The following is a 19,982-nucleotide window of genomic DNA, read 5'->3' as shown; positions in this document are numbered from 1 at the left end:
GTTTTGAAAACACCATCGATCCACAAACGGTCTTTATCCGTGTGGAGAATACCATTACTGGATGTGTGAACACCAATAACATTGCAAGTTTAGAACTCATTGTAGAACCAATTCCAACAGCGACAGCACCACCAACGTATGAAGAATGTGCAACAAATGAGGCAGATCAGGATACAGCCGTATTTGATTTAACTTCACTTGATGTGACCATCATAAATGGACAAGCAGATATGGCAGTATCGTATTATGAAACAGCCGCTGATGCAGATGCAGATAGCAATGCGATTGCAAACACAACAACGTATACGAACACATCGAATCCGCAGACTTTGTTTGCACGCGTTCGACAAGCCATTACAGGTTGTCTTTCAGATCCGATCTTAGTGAATTTACAAGTCAATCCATTACCTGTGTTTAGCCTGCCAGAAGATGATATCTTATGTGTGGATGCAACTACAGGACAAGCCTTAGACCCACGAACCATCGGAGTAGACTTTGGCGCAGGATTCACCTATCAGTGGACCACACCAAGTGGAACTGAAACCAGTGCAACAGTAACAGTAGATCAGGCAGGAACGTATTCGGTAATAGTTACCGATCAGAACAATCCAACGAATTGTAACTCTAGTGATAGTGTAACTTACACCGCATCTTCAGCGCCAAGCACGCTTGATATTGCAGTAACCACACCCGCGTTTTCAGATACACACAATGTGGTGGCAACGGCAACAGGTGGTTCAGGGAACTATGAATATCAATTGGATGATGGACAGTGGCAAACCACAGGAGAGTTCTTTGATTTACAACCAGGACAGCATACCATTACGGTGAGAGATACCAATGGTTGTGGTGAACTGGTAAGAACCATTGGACTGATAGACTTTATGGAATTCTTCACACCAAACGGTGATGCGTTTAATCCAACATGGAATATCATCGGATTACAGAATCAGCCAGCAGCGAAGATTTACATCTTTGATCGTTATGGAAAACTCCTCAAACAGATTAGTCCTGCAGGACAAGGATGGGACGGAACCTACAACGGAACGCCAATGCCATCAGCAGATTACTGGTTTAGAGTAGAATATGTAGATCCATTTGATGGGAATCCAAAAGAGTTTATCAATCATTTTACATTGAAGCGATAATTTAAACAGAAGAAATAAAAAACATACGAGCATTCTATATTTTAAAGGTATGGAACATTTATGTAATGCTTTTTTAATAAAAAAAGCACTTCAAAGTAGCAGAAATACTCTTCAAAATCATTGTATGAATAGGAAAGTTAACCTATTCTGAAAGGCAGAAAAGACTTAAATAGTGGATAGTTACTTCAGGCGACATTTTATGTGTTTTTAAATGGTATTGACGTTATTCAAACGTCCCGAAAGCTTGCTGCAGTGCTGCGAGAAGGTGCCGAAGTTCCCCGAAAGCTTGCCGCATTGCTGCGAGAAGGTTCCGAAGTTCACCGAAAGCATGTTGCGTTGCTGCGAGAAGGTTTCGGAAACTATTTTATTGCGAATTCTGCAATAAACTCATCAAAAGTTAGAGAAATATTACGAATTCTTTAAAAGGACGCTTTTATAATATTCTTATTGAATGCCTGAAATGAATTGAACATCATAATTTATGATTCCATCTTTTCGCATCGTGCTTAATACATTACTAACCGTTTGTCGTGAAGTATTTTGGTAAGGTTTGCAATTTCTTTGTGTGATAAAAGGTTTTTTGTTACTAACTATCCTGCGTCATTAGTTTCGTCTAATTCATTTAATATAGTCTGCTATAAATGATCCTCTAGATATCGTTTAAAGGCATACACTAGCTATAAAACTTTAAAGACTGAGAATTTATATTATAAAAAAACCGCTTTAAAAATATTTTTAAAGCGGTTTACTATAAAAATTCAATTAGAATTTTAATTTCTTAAGATTTAATTAAAGAAATGTTAGCAGATATAATAACCACTCCATGGTATATAACAACAAACTTTCTGACCATTAACGAATATAAATGAGCCATCTCCACCACATCCGCGAGATAAACGTATACCTGCAACAATACCTTTTTGCTCATTTTTAGATAGTTCTTGAGCGCCTTTCAAATTTAAAAGTGATTTTTTCATGATTTTAGTATTTTTGGTTAAAATAAATTAGAATAAATATAATGATTATTTTATATTAATTAATGAAATCAACTACATTTCATAAAACATTCGTCATATCTGCTGCACTTTTTATTCCGCTCATCACAAGCACATTAGCTATCTTATAAGAGAAAGTTTGAACTCTTCTATAGAATAAATCTTCGTCTTTTAACTAAACCCAGTGTAATGCTTAGAAATTTATTCTAAAGTTTAATTCGTTTAGATTTTATTTAGGCCTAGCCTATAATGAATTGGGCATTATACGCTATGATTCCCCTTGTGATAACGGCCAAATTATTGTTTTTCAAAAAGATGCGCATTTATATGTCTTGAAGAAAAACCATTTGACTATTGATATTGCAATTCACTCAAATTTTTATACAAACCGTTTTCGATATTAATTAATTCATCATGTGTTCCAGTTTCGTGGATTTGTCCATTTTTTAAGACTAAAATGGTATCGCAATTTTTAATGGTTGAAAGGCGATGTGCAATGATGAATGAAGTTCGTCCAATCATTAATCGATCTAAAGCATCTTGTATGAGTAATTCTGATTCAGAATCGAGTGAACTTGTTGCTTCGTCTAGTATTAAGATAGAAGGGTTTTTCAAGATCGCTCTCGCAATGGCAATTCGCTGTTTTTGTCCTCCAGAAAGTTGAATGCCTCTGTCGCCCACATAGGTTTCATAACCATCAGGGAAACTCATGATAAAGTCATGTGCATTCGCGTCTTTTGCAGCTTTGATGATTTCTTCTTTGGAAGCATTTAAGTCTCCGTAAATGATGTTTTCTTCAATAGTTCCGCCAAATAGAATAACTTCTTGTGGAACGAGCGCCATTTCGTTTCTGAGTTTACTCAATTCAAATTGATCCGCAGGTTTTCCGTCAAAAAGAATACTTCCCGAACTCGGTTTGTAAAATTGTAATAGCAATGAAGATAAAGTCGATTTCCCAGAACCCGATGGTCCAACCAACGCAATTTGTTGTCCTTCTTTTACGTTTAACGAAATGTTTTTGATGACTTCAATATCCAATCGGGAATCGTAGGCAAAGTTTACATTTTCAAAGGTTACATTTCCTTTTAGGTTTAATGGATTTTTTATGTGTTGAAGCGCTAATTTTTCGGTAGTTCCATCTAAGATTTTCATGAGACTTTCCGTCGCGCCAAGCGCTTGCTGTATTTTGGCATATAAGTCTGGTAAACTCCCAATAGATCCGCCCACAAAAATGGTGTACAATATAAAACTAATGAAATGTTTTCCACTGATTTGATTGCTTTCAACCATCAATTTTCCTTGCCAAATGACAAATACAATTGAGCCAAACATACAGAAAGTAATTAAGGTTCCGAATATTCCGCGCCAAGTGACAATTTTCATGGTTTTATCTCGTACTTCCAATACTGTTTTTTTATATTTTATGATTTCAAAAAATTCATTGACAAACGATTTTACATTGGAGATTCCGACTAAACTTTCTTCTAAGATAGCATTCGATTTTGCTGCGGAATCCTGTGTTTCCATCGATACTTTTTTGATAAATTTCCCAAAAAACATTCCAAACAACGCAACTACAGGCACGACCGCAAGTGTAATGAGACACAGTTTAGGCGACATAAAAAACAGAATCATCAAGCTGATGACTACGGTTATGATTTGTCCCACGAAAGTGGATAAGGTAGTGTTGAAGGTTTCTCGGAGTAATTCAATATCCGTCGCAACTCTACTCGTCAGCTCTCCTACTTTGTTTTCATTGAAAAATTGAAGCGGCGACGTAATCATTTTTGTAAACGATTTGATCCGAATGTCTTTGAGCGTATTTGCGGTAAAGTATCCAAATAAGTAGATTTTGAAAAAGGAAAAAATTGCTTGCGCGCCAAAAACGACAAATAGTACCGTGACTAAGGTACTTGTGTCATCTAGGTTTACAAAAGCTGTTGAACTCTCCACAGAATTCCCAACGTCTTGTCCTAATAATTGTCCTATGAGATATGGAAATAACATCATTGTAATACTGGAAAGTAGCAAAAAGAACATTCCCGCCGCAAATACAAAACGATACGGTTTGATAAACGTATAAAAATTATATTTCGATGAAGTTTTCTTTTTCTTCAAAGGCTTTTCAGTTGATTTTTTTTCGGCCATTTTATTTTTTTATGATACGTTAAATATGAGTTTTTACTTTTAGATCAAGAATTCGTGTTCCCTTTTTTATCGTATAAGATTTCTTTTTCGCCAAAGAGTCTTTCCGAGATGATTCCTTTGTCTTGACATTGCTTTATTAAGGCATTCGATTCGATAATCGGGATGGATTCTTCCGTGTATTTTATACTACTGATATATTTTAACCACGGCTCCATTCCCATTGCATAGACATATACTTCGGATGGATTGAAGATATTGACCAAGCCCATTCCGCGTTCCGCATTGGAACCTGAGAGTCTTCTGGATTGATCCATTTCTTTAGGAATTTTCTCTGTTAAATACGGTCCGTAAATCCACGATAATGGTGCGCCTTCACATTCCATTCCTAGAAAGATAACGTCTGTATCACCTATGATTTCGTGTACTTTTTTATAGATTTCGTTTTCTATATTGCACGAATCCGCCACAAAAAGCATCGAGAAATTTGCGATTTCAACATGAAAACACAGTTTTGTCGGAATGTTTAAGTCACAGTGTTCACCCAAAAATGGAACTCCCGTAATTGTACAATGTTCGGACGTAAAACTTTCCATAATGTCTACTTCAACAATGTTATGAAAACCTATGTTTTGAAACATCATTTTTAGGCTTGGATCTTGTAAGGTTCCGTTTCCGCCACGCGGAATGACAATGTTTTTGATTTTGTGTCGTAACGGCAATAATGTTTCTAGCATTACATGATCTTGATGATTATGCGTGATTAAAACATAGTCGATTTCATCGGGCAAATCTACATCTGAAAAATGATCAACTTCTGATAAATAACCGTAATAACTGATTAAAGGATCAACCAAAATGCTTACTTCTTTGGTTTCTATTAAGATACACGCGTGTCCAAAGTAGCGCATCCGAATGTGATCGCCTTCATATTTTTGATATTTCGGAGGTTCATCTTCTGTAAAGAAAGAAGCAAAAAGCGAATCCTTTGTACGGTTTAACAATTCGGCAATTTCCGTGAAAGATCCTGCTTCTTTTTTCATTTTACACAGTTTATCAATTGCTTTGTCTGCAAACGGAATTTCCAAGTGTGTAATGTATTCTTCATCCAATCTTGGCGTACTTAGTACAAATGGTCTGTCGTCGTTATCGGTAATCCAAAGTGCAATACTTTGCATGTTGTCATCGTAATAGTCACTTTTGTAGAGTAAACTTTCAAAGATGTTATACGAAGGATTGTTGTTTAAATCATACACCAATTCGACATAACCTTTTAAAGGCGCGGGAATTTTGGCATATAAATCATCTAAAGAATGTCCGTCCGCTTCATTTTTAAGGAGTTCTTCTAAATCGGTTATTGCATCCGCTAGAAGAATCATTTGTCCTTGTTTGGTTTCTGTTTTTTCTTTTAGTTTTATAATATCTTCCTTTCGATTTGTTGGATAATCCATAAAAGGTCCGCCTAATAGTTTTGGATTTTTAGTGGCTGCTTTGTGTATTTGAGGTGACTGAATATAGGATTTTAGTATTTTCAGATTCCGTTCTTTTACAATTTTTGACGCAGTAGCTGGCGATATTAAGTGCGACCAACAATACCATCTATTTAATAAAGGTTCAATAACTACATTTGGCTTTAGGTATACATTATCGTTCATGATGAAGCTGTATTTACTGTGTTAATAATGTCATTTAAGACTTGATGATCATCTTCTAATAATAAATTTAGTATTTGGACATACTGATTCGCTTTCTCTTTAGAATCTTGCAATGTAAATCTACTTGAATTGTAAACCACTTTGAGCGTAATTGTGTCTTCGTGTTCTGTAAAATTGAAAGAAAAACTGCGTCCAAACCATTTATAGACAGATGTAGTTTCAGTAGTTAAAGAGATTCCTTCCATTTGTACATTGTTGCCAACTTTGGTGAAATTTTCAATTCCGATCCCGATAGGACATTCTGCAAATTCTAGTTGATCTACTAAAAGACTGTACGGATAGTTTTGATGTGAAAATACATCTAATATATTTTTCTTGATGCTGTGCACATATTCTGAAACCGTTTGGGACGCATCCATGTTCGTTCTAAAAATAGTATCGTTTGCGTAATACCCAATTTGATTGTTCAACGCTTTATGCTCTCTTCCCGCATTTACACTGGCAATGGCAACATCTTTTTTATTGGTGACACCATGAATTAATAACTTGAGTCCAGCTACTAACAGTGTAAAAATCGTGGTGTTGTAGCTTGCCGCTTGTTTTCTGAGTGTTTGTGTAAATGTTTCATCTAATAGAATTTCATGATCAAAACCATTGTAAATTTCAAAAGACGTGGCTTCTACTGTGTGCGGAAAGTCTAGTGCTTGTGTTAGATCTTTCAGGTATGAAAACCAAAATTCTTTAGAATTTTCTAGTTCGCCTTTGTTGATTTTATCGTTTTTCCAATAGGCAAATTCTTTGTAGTGAATGTCCAATGGTTTTAGCGTCGCATCTTTGTTTTGACAAAAATTGTTATAGGTATCAAATAATTCGTCGAATAAAACATTCATGGACCAACCATCTGAAACAATATGATGTATGACTAAAATAAGTAAGTGTTCTTCAGCACTTTTTTTGATTAATCGGATGCGTAGTAACGGTCCATTAAATAAATCGATAGACGTTTTGTCTTCTACATCTAGAAGTTCCTCAATTTTTTCTTTTTGAGCAGCTTCATCTGTTAAATCATGATAGTTATAGCTAAACGTCTTTTCGGCGGTGTCAAAAACTTGCTGTTTTAATTCTCCGTCTTCCATTTCCACAAATAAGGTTCGTAAACTTTCGTGTCTTTGCACAATATGGTACAACGCTTTTTCAAATGCAGTGACATTCAAATTTCCAATAAGCTTGAATGAACCTGGAAAAGCATTGTTTGGCGCGCCTTTACTCATCGCTCTAAAGCTTTTTTCAAATCCTAAGAAACGTTTCTGATTAAAGGAAATATCATATATGCTCGTATCATTAGAAACAGGTGAAATGATTTCCTCCTTTTTGTTGTAATTTTCGGTGTGTTTGGCGAGCAATTGCGGTGTAGAGTAATCAAAAACATCACGCACATCAATTGTAATTCCTGTTAATTTGTAGACTTCCGAAACTACCTGAATTGCTTTTAGAGAGTTTCCACCATATTCGAAAAAACTCCCCGTTATACTAAAAGGTTTTTCTAACAAAACTTCTTCAAAAATAGTTGTGATATGCTTTTCATATTCAGTGGTAGGTTCTATAATTTCTTTTGAAACCGTTGTTTTCGAAGACGTTTTAATTTGCTTTTTTAATGTTTTGACATCTACTTTCCCAGCATTATTAACAGGAAAAGCAGCGAAATACATAAATGTATTCGGAAGCATGTACGGCGGAATTATTTTAGACAGATACGATTTTAGCGTTTCTGAATTTATTTCGGTAACCGTTTCCACAAAAGCGATTAATTGCTTTTTGCCAACAGTTTCATGTACAATCACAACTGCATTTTTAACTGCGTTATGTGTCGTGATTGCTTCTTCAATTTCATGCAATTCTACACGAATTCCGTTCAGTTGCACTTGCGAATCCATACGACCGTTAAAATTCAGCGTTCCATCGTTGGAGAATGTTGCATAATCTCCCGTTTTGTAGACTCTAGCGCCATTCAAATAGGACGTTGTGATAAATTTTTCCGCGGTTAAATCGTCATTATTCAGATATCCATCAGACAATCCTACACCTGCCACACAAATCTCTCCTTGCAATCCAATTGGCGTTAACTTCGCATCTTCATTCAGTAATAAAATAGTCGTGTTTGCAAACGGTTCTCCAATCGGAACACTATTGTTTTCATAGAAGTCTTTTTTGTCGTACGAAATTTTATAAAAACTCGCTCCAATACAGGTTTCACTTGGTCCATAACCATTGTACACATCTTTTGTTTGCGAGTAATGAATACAATCGTTTATAGACGCTTTTTCGCCTGTGGTAATTATTTTTTGTAAGGTTGGTAATTCTCTTTTGTTTAGAATTTTAAGGTACGACGGCGGAAAAATAACCACATTTACATCGTGTGTTTCTAGTAATTTAGTCAATACATTGGTGTCATTTTTTTCTCTTTCGGAAGCAATGACAAGTGTGTTTCCTGCAATTAATGCCATAAATATTTCCACTAAAGACGCATCAAACGAAATGGATGCAAATTGCAACACTGTATGATTCGTAAGCTCCAAATAATCTACATGATATAGCATTCTGTCTGAAATGCTTTTGTGTTTTATTGGAATCGCTTTTGGTTCTCCAGTGGAACCCGACGTATGAATGATGTACGCCGTTTGCTCTTTATTCGATTTATTTTCAAATACAACTTCTGCAGCATCATCAAATTCAACTTGAATATCAACAGCAATAAAATTCCCTGTGAATTCTTGCAATTCAAACATGGAATCGCTGTCTGTAATTAAAAAATTAGCGTTCGTTTTGGAAAGTATTGCATCTCTACGTTCCACAGGTAATTTAAGGTCTAAAGGAACATATACAGCACCACATTTCCAAATTGCCAAAAGTGAAATTAACCATAAATCCGAACGTTCTAACATTAATCCTACACATTCGCCTTCTTTTAAATCGTAGTCTTCTATTAAGAAGTCAGCTAGTGTATTTACACGATTATTCAATTGCGCGTAACTAAGTTTAGTTCCTTTGTAAATAACTGCGTGTGTATCAGTATTTGAAATTACTTTTTCTTCAAATAAATCAATGAGTGTTTTATCTGAATCGTACTTTTTTGCTGTATTATTAAATAGATTGATAATGGTGTTTTCTTCTTCACCAGAAACAATATCAACCTGATTTAGGAATGTATCTGGCTTTTGAAATATTTCTAAACACGCATTAAAATGTGTTATTATGTTTTCAATAAAATACGCTTCATAACAAGATGAATCATAGTTTATGTTCACACGCAATTTGTCATCTTTTATCGCACATGCAAACATAAAATCAACACCATTTTGCAAGGGTTTGTCATGTACATTTTCATAGATAAATAACACATTACTGGTAGAACCTTTACTGAGAAGATCGCTTTTTTGCTTGCTATATAAGTCTTTCAAGGTTTCTTGACACATTTTTAAATGTTCTTTGAAACTTCTGTTGGTATCAACATGTAATGAGACTGGAATGTGAAGCGGGTCATTTTCAACGCCCTCTAAATGTGGCGTGTTAATCACGATATTTTCCTGAAACGTATATTTTCGCATCAACATTGAAAAAGCCGAAAAAAGTACCACCAACGAGATGGTTTCATTCGTTTTTGCCAGTTTGAAAAAAGCTGGATGCTTTGCGGCATCGATTTCAAATGCAAACGTTGATTTTTCGTTTTGATCCGTACTATTTTTTTGTTTAAATGAAAAGTGGACTTCTTCTTCGGCTGTCCATGATGTATTTTTTGAGAATTCTGAAGCACTGTTTGTATTCATAGCAATTAAGGGCTTTAATTTTTAAAATATAGAGATGTCTAAATCGATTTTTTCTTTGGTTTGACTTTTATATTGAATGACTTCAAGGATTTGATTTTCAATATTTTTCAAGTTTCTTGGCGTTGTTTTCGGTTCAAACAAACCATCTTTCTCCCAAGAATCTGCATCTAAACTGATGGCGTTGACATTTAACCAAACTGGTTCTTGAAATAGGTGTAATTTCTCAGGCATGACATCTTTCACAACAATTAAAAAGATTACTTGCGCAAATTCTTCTAATAATTCTACTGTGTGAATTCTGTCTGCGATTAAGGTTTCCAGCGATTTATTAGGTTCCAAGTTCTTCTTGAAGATTTCCAGAATGAACGGAATTTTCAAGTAATCGATATAGTCAAAGGTGAACGTATTATTTGCCACATTGTACCAATCTTTAAAGAGCTGTTTCATCCGCCCAAGCGCAAAAATTATGTTGGCATTTTCTTTGTCTAATTGCGTTTTCACAGTCAAATCCAAGAACGTTTTGTTGAACATTTGCGGACAATCTAACGACCAACCAATGACAACACTCCATAAATACGCTAGCGTATATACTTGTGGATGTCCTAAATACGGATACGAACCTTGAATGTGATCAATGAGCCATTCATTTTGAGAAATTACAAATTGACTCAATCGTTGCACATGATTTTCTTCTAATGAATTGTTTAAATCTTTTCTGATTAAATCCACTATACAGGTGTTCTCATACGCAATCATATTGGAACCGACAGAGTATAATGGATCAGCAAAAACGGCAGCTTCTCCCGTACACGCCCATCTATTTATGGACGCAACTTCGGTGGCAGAATGACTGTAATTTCTATTGCGCAGGAAATCTTCCATTTTGAAGTTTTCTAAGTGTTTCGCCACATCAGGTTCGTATGTTTCTAACCAAGTCGTTGCTTTTGCTTTTGTACTAAATGTACTTTGTTCGTGATACGCTTCCGAAGCTACAATACCAATACTTGTATGTCCGGAACTTAACGGAATGAGCCAAACCCAATACCCTGGTCCCATAATGTGAAACGTAGAGTAAAACCTGTTTTTGTTAGGCACATGATTGTGATAGGTTCTGTTTTCGTTACTGACAATATCATCCATATCAAACCTGCCTTTTACACGAAACCACACCGCATTGTGCGCGATTTCCATTTTTTTGGTGAGCTTGAATTTTTCGTGAAAAAATAAACGTCTTCCCATTGCGTCAATTACCCAACGACAATGCAAATCGAGTTCTTGGTCTTCGGTTTTGATTTGCACAATATTATCTTGCGCATCTTCATGAATTAATATGTCTTTGATCGCTGTTGCATCAATAATTTCAACACCACTTAATTTGTTGATGCTGTATAGATCGTTTTCCAGCACGCCGCGATCCATCTGAAGCGAATCGTACGGTGGAAAGTCAGACAATCCTATTTCGGGTCGGTCTGTCCACTTTTGATTGCTATCGCCCAAAATAAATCGAAAACCTAGTTTTTTATAGTGTGCATTTTTAAAATAAGAGTCCAATTGCAAATCTTCTTTTAAGTAGAAAGAAGCAATTTCGGTCGTAGACTCTCCTACTTTGAACGTCGCAATAGGTTTTGGAAATGACTGTTTTTCAATCACTAAGGTAGCGAGTTCTGGAAACGTTACTTTTAGTTGTCTTGCCAAGGTAAGTCCAGCTAAACCACCACCACAAATGATAACGTCATACTTTTTCTTTTTTGGTTTCATAACATTGCTTTTTTTTAATTGTCAAAGAAGAAATCAAAATCAAATGATTTTTTAATTTCTTGATTGCTTGTATCTTTTTTTAATGCATCAATCTGAATCGTAGGGTTTTTAATAATTTCATCGGTTAGTAAAATGATCGTATCTGCAAGTTCCTGTATCGTACTTGGTTTGAATAAATCACTATTATAATCGAGTGCAATCTGAAGTGAATCTTCCAATTCATTGAGTTCAATTCGTAAATCAACCATGCTTATGATTCCTGAATCACTTAAATCTGCAGCAGAAACATCATCTTCTTGCAAATTGGTATCGATCATATCTTTGTTTTGCATCACAACCACAACATCCGAAAAAGGCATTCGATCGTAATATCGTTTTACATTTAAGTCACTGGCAAGTTTATCAATCGGATAGAATTGATAATTGAACACTTGCAACATAAATTCTTTATTCGCTTTTATCAATCCTTGAAACGTTTCTGCTCCGCGAATTTCCGTACGCACAGGAATACTATTGATATACGGACCAATCTGATTTTGTAAATCCAAATGAAAACGTCCATGAACTGGTGTTCTTACCGTAATTTCATTGCTATTTGTGTGCCGCGCCAAACTGACATTTATGAGACTTAAAAGCACCATATATAAACTTGCATTTTCAGTTTCTGCAATTTCTTTCAGTTTAGAAAATTTATCTTGATGTATTTCTAAAGCGATGCGTTTGCCTTCGGTCGTTTTTTCTTTTTTTCGTTCGTAATCTGTTGGAAAGTGAAAATCTTTCACACCATTTGAATACTGGTTCTTCCAGAAACCCAATGCTTTTGCTCCTAAATCTCCAGCCAATTGCGATTGTAACCAAACACTGTAATCTTTGTAATGAATTCGCAAAGGAGTTGGTTTGTACGTTGTTTGTTCGCGTAGTTTTTTATAGTTCTCTGTGATTTCTTCAAATAGTAATTTTATAGACCAACCATCAACAATACTGTGATGTAAGGTTAATAAGAAAACATATTTTTCCTGTTTTACTTTTAGTAATTGTCCTTTTATTAATGGCGGATTTGACAAATCAAATGGTTCAGAAGACACTTTATTTGCCAATTGAATCACTTCCTTTTTCCAGTCTTCACTCCGAGTTATATCTTGCGAAGACAAGAAAAATTCAAAAGCAGTTGCGGGAAGTATTTTTTGTTTTGGAGTTTTCTCGATTTCAATAAAAGCAGTTCTTAAGATTTCATGTTTCTGAATGCAAAGATTAATTGCCAACTCAAAAGTTTCTTTATCTATTTCTTCATTCAGGTTAAAAACACTGATGCTGTTTGCTACGATTTTTAAACCCATTTGGTATTGCATCCAAAATCGTAATTGCGTATTGGACATTGGATAATATTCCGCAACTGGCGCAGGTTGAATTTGTTGGCTATCACTATTTTTATGAGCACTGAGCACGCTTGCCAACATTGCAACTGTTGCATTGTCTGAAAATACATTGATTTCAATTTTTTGACCAAATTCGTGTTGAATCTGTCCTAAGATTTTCATGATTTTGATAGAATCGCCACCAAGTTCATAGAAATTATCGTGTATACTTAACTGCGCTATTTTTAATTCATTTTTCCAGATTTCAGCAAGTTTGCGTTCTGTTTCGTTTGTCGGCGCAACAATTTCTTTGGATGAAGCAAACGTAACTTGATATGATTTTAATTTTTTAAGATCAATTTTCCCGTTGGTCGTCAATGGCAACACTTCTAGTTTGATGAATTTTGCAGGAATCATATAGTCTGGCAGATGCGTTTTTAAGAACGACTTTAGCTTCAAGCTATCCAATTCTGCATTATTTTCAGCACAATAGAAACAGATTAAAAAGGATTCAGTATTCGATGTTTTATGAATGACTACATTTTCTTTTACGTCAGCATGTTTTTGTAGCGTATTTTCAATTTCGCCCAATTCGATGCGATGTCCTCTAATTTTCACTTGAAAATCTGCTCTTTCTAAGAACAATAAATTTCCATCTGGCAACCATTTTACAAGATCTCCTGTTTTGTAGATCGTTTCAGCATTTGCAAAAGGACTTTTTATGAATGCTTTTTTCGTGAGTTCATTTTTGTTTAAATAACCATTCGTTAATCCAACTCCACCAATATATAATTCGCCCGGAACACCAATTGGTTGCGGGTTTTCATGCTTATCCAATACATATAATTTTGTGTTCGCCAATGGTTTTCCAATCGGGATGTTTTGTCCAATATTTTCAGATTTTACTTTATAACAAGACACACAAATCGACGCTTCCGTTGGTCCATACGCATTGATGTAATTTAGGTATTTGGTATAATGTGCAACATCTTCCGTTTTCGCTTTTTCGCCTCCTGAAATCAACGTTCTGAGCGGTAATTTTTCTTTTTTATCTAATACCGAAATGTACGCTGGTGTTAATGTACTCACCGTAATTTGATGTGTTTTTAGATATGCTATAATTTCTGTCCCTGATTTTTTGACGTTTTCGGGAATGATCACCAATTTTGAACCTGCAAATAATGCTAGAAATATTTCAGACAGCGAAGCATCAAAAGATAATGAAGTAATTTGCGATAATACATCTTTTTGTTGAACGTCGAATCGCTTGATTTTATCTACAATCATGTTTACAAATGATCGATGCGCAATCGGAACACCTTTCGGAACGCCCGTAGAACCTGATGTGTAAATGATGTATGCAATGTCCGTAGGCAAAACAGCTTCTAAATTATTGTTTTCATATTCGTTAATTCTATCAGAATCAAACGTAATAATGTGCTGCAAATCCTTTTGAAAAGCTTGTGTTTTTTCTTGAAGATTTTCTTGTGTAATGAGTGTTTTTGCGTTCGCATTTTCCAAGATATACGCAATTCGTTTTTCAGGCGTAGCAATCGCAATCGGAACATATACGGCACCAGCTTTCATGATTCCAGTGATAGCAATGATGACATCTACAGAACGTTCTAGGTAAACTGCTACCGAATCTCCTTTTTTGATGTTTTGCGCTTGTAAGTAGGTTGCGAGTTGATTGCTCTTTGTGTTTAATTCACTGTACGAAATACTTTTGAAAGCATCTTGAACCGCAATTGCATTTGGATTTTGCTTTGCGTATTTTTCCACCGCTTCATGCATGCACATCGTTGGAATCGGCGACGCGTTTGCATTCCAATCATAGACTACTTGTTGAATGTCTTTTTCTTTGAGAATTGGAAGTGTCGCAACGGTTTCGTTTTCTACTTTTTGCAAGATTGATGCAATGATATTTTTGAAATAGTAGATGAATGTATCAATTGTTTTTTCGGAATATCGATTTGTATCATAATTTACAGTTACTTCCAAATTGTCGCTAAACGAGAACGCAAATCCCAACGGATAATGATCTTGCTCGATGGTTTCTAATTTGGAAATTTTAATTTTAGTTTCCTGATTTTTAACCTGATATTTTGGAAAATTCTGAAAACCATATAGAATCTGAAATAAACCTTCGGGCGATTTGTAATCGCAATAGGAATAGATATCTGCAATGGAAGTGTGTTCGTATTCTAAGCGTTGTAAGCTTGTTTCTTGGATGTTTTTTAGGAAATCATCAATCAGTTGTGAATCTTGCATAGACACACGAAATGGCGTTGTATTTACGTGCAATCCGACAGAATCTTTGGTGTCAATTCCGCGCAGCGATCGCCCTGAGCTGATTCCACCAATTAAAATATCATCTTTATTGGTTAGTTTTTTCAGTAAGATAAAGAATGCTGTGAGCGTAATTGTGTTTGGCGTAATTCTGTTCGATTGTGAGAAAGAAGTAAATTTTGCAGCGTTTGTTAAATCATTATAAAACTTCGTTTCTTTATGCATGACCGCATTTTTCAGCTGTAATTTGTTGTCTAAGTTTTCTAAAGGTAAGGGCGTAATTTCATCAAATCCTTTTAAGTGTTCTTCCCAAAATATTTTTTCCTGTGTTTTGTTTTGAGTATGCTTTAATTGCGCTACATAATTTCTGTATAAAGTAGGCGCAACAGGATTGAATGGTGTTTGATATTTCTTTTTTGAATAGCTATTAAAGATATATTTCAGCAAGATTCCGTTAGACCAACCGTCCATTAAGATATGGTGCGATTCTACTAATAGTTTTACAGTAGTATCATCGTATTCTATGAAACAAATTCTAAATAACGGCGGATTGTTTAAGTTAAAACTGTGTCGCCTTCTAGAAGCAATCGTTTGTTTTAGTTTTTCCTCTTTGTGCTCAATTGTTCGCCAATCTAAAATTTCAATAGTGGGTTCACATTTTTTGAACGTTACTTGTAACGGATTTGCAATATTTTGATAAAATACACCTGTCCGAAGCGCGTCATAGCGTGCAATGACTTCCGAAATCGTTTCTTCAAAAATTTCGTAATTGATTTTTTCTTCTATCGTAACAAGCGATTGCAGATAATATAAACCTGTATTTGAAGCTTTTAGATGTTCGTATAGAATTCCCAATTGCAAGGAAGTCAACGAAAAAACGGCTTCAATGTTTTCTTTTTGATCAACGAGATTGTTTTCTTCTATAAACGCGTCAATTTCAGCTTGACTGAGAGTTTCTGCTGGTTTTACATCGCTAGTTTCAGTTTCATTGTTTTTGAAAAGAGCAACATTTTTAGAAAGTTCTTGAATGGTTTGATGTTTGAAAAGGTCTTTATTTTTTAAATCCAATCCATATTTTGAAGCCTTGTTGATGACTTGAATATTTTTGATAGAATCGCCTCCTAAATCAAAGAAATTATCTTCTACTCCAACAGCATCAATTCCTAAAATGTCTTCCCATATTGCTACTAATTCTTTTTCTGTTTCATTTTGAGCCGCCACATATTGATTGTCTAAATCGAGTGCAAGTTCTTTGTTGCGTAACTGTTCGCGATCAATTTTCCCGTTTAAGGTTAACGGCATTTTTTCTATGAATATGAAAAAATGCGGAAGCATGTACGATGGAACTCGATCTTGTAAAAACGATTTCAAAACCTGACTTTTTATTTTTTCAGCAGCCGTATAATACGCGAGTAAACTTAAGTTTCCGTTTACTTTTTTGGCGATGATTGTCGCATTCTGAACATCTTCTTGTTCTTGCAAAACGACTTCTATTTCTTCTGGATCTACTCGAAATCCTCTTATTTTGATTTGATGATCTGTTCTTCCCAAGAAATACACATTCCCGTCAGGTTTACAAATAACCCGATCGCCTGTTTTGTAACTTCGTTTGCCATTTATGATGGAAAAACGTTCTTGCGTCAATTCAGGATTGTTTAGATAACCTCTCGCAACGCCAATTCCCGAAAGGTATAATTCGCCTGGAATTCCAACAGCAACTTGCTTTAAATTAACGTCTAAGATGTGAAATTGAATATTACTCAACGGTGTTCCTATGGGAATTTCTTCTATATCAGTATTCGGATTTACCGTGTAACTGGAAGCACAAACGGAAGTTTCCGTCGGTCCATACGCGTTTATGTACGTCAGGTATTTTGAATAGTGTTTTACGTCTTCAATGTTGGCGGCTTCTCCAGCAGTGATCAACGTTTTTAGTGGTAATTTTTTTTCTTTCGGAATGGTTGCCACTAATGTTGGTGGTAATGTTGCTATTGTGATTTCTTTTTGAATGAAATAGTCTCGTAATAGTTTGCCATTCTTTTTTATGTCTTCAGGAATAATGACAAGCGTTCCACCACTTAGTAATGCTAAAAATAGTTCGTAAATGGAAGCATCAAATGAGATTGAAGCAAATTGCGCAAAGGTATCGTTTGCCGTACATGAGAAACTTTGTATTTGATCTGTGATCATCGTTACAAATCCATTGTGTTGTACCATGACACCTTTTGGAAATCCTGTGGTTCCTGATGTGTAAATGATGTATGCTAAATTTGTTGAAGTCGCGTTTTTTTGAAGATTATAAACTTCTGGTTCGGCTACTTCTTCTAGAATGATTTCTTCAATGTTTGCTCCTTGTTTTACCGTTTGTAATTTTTCATGAACCTCTTTTTTTGTCAAAACAATTTTTAGCTTACTGTTTTGAATGATGTATGAAATTCTTGCGGTTGGATAGTTCACATCTAAGGGCAGAAATGCTGCGCCTGCTTTTAGAATTCCCAAGACTGCAATGATTGATTCGATGGATCGATTCATGTAGATTCCGATAATTGCATCGGGTAAGATTCCACGTTTTTGAATGCTTTGCGCTAACGCATTGCTTTTTTTATTCAAATTAGCATACGAAATGCTTTCATCGTTATGACTTACCGCGATTTTGTGCGGATATTTTTCGGCTATTTCTTCAAATACTTCATGAATGCATTTTTCTGCCGAAACTGGTTTCAATTTAGCATTTAAAACATCTAATTGATTTGGTATTTCTTTTACGACAGCAGTTTCATTGCTTTTATTTTCTAGCAATTTCTTATAGCTTTCTATCGAAATCTCCCCTTTTTTTAGTGCATTTATGAGCTCTTTACTATTCATTTTTCTAGCGTAATTTTAGCAGCATTTGGAACTATTTCTAATAGTCCAATTGCCATGTATTCTTTGATTATGTTTAAGATGATCGTATCTAAATGTTGAAGAGCATACGTTGATTCTGCCATTATATATTGGCAAAATTTATCTATGTAAATTTTATCTTTAGCTATATAGAATTGTTTCATCTGAGTGATCGCTGCCGTTATTTCCGTTTGATTTTCAAAATGATTTAAAACGATATTGTATGGATTTTGCCAGTATTCCGTCACTATATTTTTGTAATATGGAAGCAAGAATACGTTTGCTTTAGACGCTTCATTTTGTATGGAATCTACTGAGAAAACACCTTGTTTTACTTCCCAATTCCAATCAGTCGTTAGCATTTTAGCATTTTTATTGATTTGAAGAACCGTAGTTCCTAATTCCTCATCTGGTTTGTTAAATAACGCTTGAACCGTTTGGTAGGCATGAATGTTTTTCGCTTCTAAGTGCGCATAGTTTTGAATTCCTTTTTTGAGGTTGTAGCGACTGATTTCTAGTTTTAATATTTCTGAGAGTTGCTTTTTTTGAATTGGAGGAAATCCGCTTAGTTTCTTTTTAATGAATAGAATGAAATCGAAAACGGCTTTGTCTTTTATTGGTTGTGCTAAATATTCAGTGATTAGATTTTCATCAATCGTTTTTAAAAACGTGAGCGTTCTGTTGAATGTGTTTTTGAGTAAATTTTCTTTTACGTCAAGATTCAAGAGTTTTTCTGTATTGTTTTTTGCTTCAACATCACATGTTGGCACTAACGAATTATCTATCAGAGGGTTTTCCAGCGCAAGCTGAAAGTGCCCTATTTTTATTTTTAAAACACAGAAATCGAAATCATTTTTTGTTTCTTCTACCTCTTTATTTTTTATGAAATCGGCTATTTCTTTGGCTTCTGTTAGATATTGATTGTCTTCTAATATTTTTGCAGCTTCTAGAAACAACGTTCCCAACATGAGTGCTTTTTTAATAGAGAGTTGCGCTTTTGAGTTCAGATATACTTCTTTGCAATTCGCAAGATATTTTATCACAGCAGACTTTAAAGCATCATCCTGAACAGTTTTCCAGAGATGAAGCGAAAATTTTGTCACACCAACCTGAATAAATATGTTGTGAAGTAGCGGTTCAAAATACGTGCTATTTTCTTCTTGTATGGCTTTTAGAGCAGCTTTGTATGTTGGCGCAGAAGCTATTCCTTTTTTCGTTGCTTTCCAGCCTAAGTCTGCATTCCAAAATTGACATTGATGTTTGTAAATTTGCTTAGCAAGCGTTAAAAAATCATCGTTTTTATACCTATTTCCTAGTTTTAGAAATGTATATCCAATTCCTGCATTTCCGTATTCGAAATTTAATAATCCGTGAAGTTTTTCAACACGATCTTCCCAAAACACACCTTTGTCTGAGAATTGTCCTTGCGAAATTAGTTGTTGCAACAGCGCTTTTATCCAAATTTTGGCTTTCGGATCGTTTGTCACATCCTCATAATAATTCAACACTAAAAGAGAACCTGAACGTCCTGAATGAATAGAGTTGTTAGTGTATGGCGAAATGATAAAGTTGTTGATTCTTTCTTCTATGAGTACTATTGCTTTGTCTAAAAAATGTCTGTCTTTTTCAATTTCAAAGAGTCTTGTTGCAACATATAGAAATCCTAGTTTCCCAGTTCCGAACGCGTAATCATCATCGCTTTTTTGGCAGTTTTCATGATAGTATTCCATGAATTCATGAACACTTTTCAACAGATTTTCATCTGAATGTATGGTGTACAAATCCAGCTGAAATAATAGAGTTCGCAATAGTTCTTCCGAATTGATTGCTGTCTTCGCATCTTTTAGTTTTTCCAAGAGTATTTCGCAGGAATCAATTGCCGAGTTGACAGACGAATGACTTTGTTTGAGTTGTGCTATTTCCTTCATTG

Annotated in this window: 9 protein-coding genes; 2 read left to right on the top strand and 7 right to left on the bottom strand. The window is 35.1% G+C overall.

Annotated features, from left to right (window positions below):
* A partial coding sequence (locus tag H2O64_RS23525; RefSeq protein WP_187564700.1) for a T9SS type B sorting domain-containing protein occupies positions 1 to 1,148 on the top strand: 1,148 nt, incomplete at its 5' end.
* A gap of 252 nt (positions 1,149 to 1,400) precedes the next feature.
* Positions 1,401 to 1,571: a hypothetical protein gene (locus tag H2O64_RS23520; protein ID WP_187564699.1), complete on the top strand. Its 171-nt coding sequence runs from the start codon at positions 1,401 to 1,403 to the stop codon at positions 1,569 to 1,571.
* 377 nt (positions 1,572 to 1,948) lie between these two features.
* Here the strand turns inward: H2O64_RS23520 and H2O64_RS23515 are convergent, their stop codons facing one another.
* From H2O64_RS23515 to H2O64_RS23485, 7 genes are all read right to left on the bottom strand, one after another.
* On the bottom strand, positions 1,949 to 2,125 hold the full coding sequence (locus H2O64_RS23515) for a hypothetical protein (protein WP_187564698.1): 177 nt from the start codon (positions 2,123 to 2,125) through the stop codon (positions 1,949 to 1,951).
* A gap of 369 nt (positions 2,126 to 2,494) precedes the next feature.
* Positions 2,495 to 4,291 carry an ABC transporter ATP-binding protein gene (locus H2O64_RS23510; protein ID WP_187564697.1) on the bottom strand — a complete coding sequence of 599 codons (1,797 nt, stop codon included), beginning with the start codon at positions 4,289 to 4,291 and terminating at the stop codon, positions 2,495 to 2,497.
* Positions 4,292 to 4,335: 44 nt separating this feature from the next.
* Positions 4,336 to 5,943: an MBL fold metallo-hydrolase gene (locus H2O64_RS23505; protein WP_187564696.1), complete on the bottom strand. Its 1,608-nt coding sequence runs from the start codon at positions 5,941 to 5,943 to the stop codon at positions 4,336 to 4,338.
* Positions 5,940 to 9,767: a non-ribosomal peptide synthetase gene (locus tag H2O64_RS23500; protein WP_187564695.1), complete on the bottom strand. Its 3,828-nt coding sequence runs from the start codon at positions 9,765 to 9,767 to the stop codon at positions 5,940 to 5,942. The genes H2O64_RS23505 and H2O64_RS23500 overlap by 4 nt, the downstream gene beginning before the upstream one ends.
* Before the next feature lie 21 nt (positions 9,768 to 9,788).
* Positions 9,789 to 11,525: an NAD(P)/FAD-dependent oxidoreductase gene (locus H2O64_RS23495; protein WP_187564694.1), complete on the bottom strand. Its 1,737-nt coding sequence runs from the start codon at positions 11,523 to 11,525 to the stop codon at positions 9,789 to 9,791.
* A 14-nt stretch (positions 11,526 to 11,539) separates the two neighbouring features.
* Complete coding sequence (locus H2O64_RS23490; protein WP_187564693.1) at positions 11,540 to 18,034, bottom strand: non-ribosomal peptide synthetase; 6,495 nt, start codon at positions 18,032 to 18,034, stop codon at positions 11,540 to 11,542.
* Positions 18,031 to 19,980: a lanthionine synthetase LanC family protein gene (locus H2O64_RS23485; RefSeq protein ID WP_187564692.1), complete on the bottom strand. Its 1,950-nt coding sequence runs from the start codon at positions 19,978 to 19,980 to the stop codon at positions 18,031 to 18,033. The genes H2O64_RS23490 and H2O64_RS23485 overlap by 4 nt, the downstream gene beginning before the upstream one ends.
* Positions 19,981 to 19,982 lie beyond the last annotated feature (2 nt).

This window comes from Kordia aestuariivivens, from assembly GCF_014397005.1.
Classification (GTDB): Bacteria; Bacteroidota; Bacteroidia; order Flavobacteriales; family Flavobacteriaceae; genus Kordia; species Kordia aestuariivivens.
Note: the sequence above shows the minus strand (reverse complement) of the source record. Positions and strands in the feature narration are given on the sequence as shown.

Bases quoted from the DNA above. Each gene is read 5' to 3' on its own strand.
- H2O64_RS23485 (WP_187564692.1), bottom strand. From the start codon at position 19,980: ATGAAGGAAATAGCACAACTCAAACAAAGTCATTCGTCTGTCAACTCG.
- H2O64_RS23500 (WP_187564695.1), bottom strand. From the start codon at position 9,767: ATGAATACAAACAGTGCTTCAGAATTCTCAAAAAATACATCATGGACA.
- H2O64_RS23515 (WP_187564698.1), bottom strand. From the start codon at position 2,125: ATGAAAAAATCACTTTTAAATTTGAAAGGCGCTCAAGAACTATCTAAA.
- H2O64_RS23510 (WP_187564697.1), bottom strand. From the start codon at position 4,291: ATGGCCGAAAAAAAATCAACTGAAAAGCCTTTGAAGAAAAAGAAAACT.
- H2O64_RS23490 (WP_187564693.1), bottom strand. From the start codon at position 18,034: ATGAATAGTAAAGAGCTCATAAATGCACTAAAAAAAGGGGAGATTTCG.
- H2O64_RS23495 (WP_187564694.1), bottom strand. From the start codon at position 11,525: ATGAAACCAAAAAAGAAAAAGTATGACGTTATCATTTGTGGTGGTGGT.
- H2O64_RS23505 (WP_187564696.1), bottom strand. From the start codon at position 5,943: ATGAACGATAATGTATACCTAAAGCCAAATGTAGTTATTGAACCTTTA.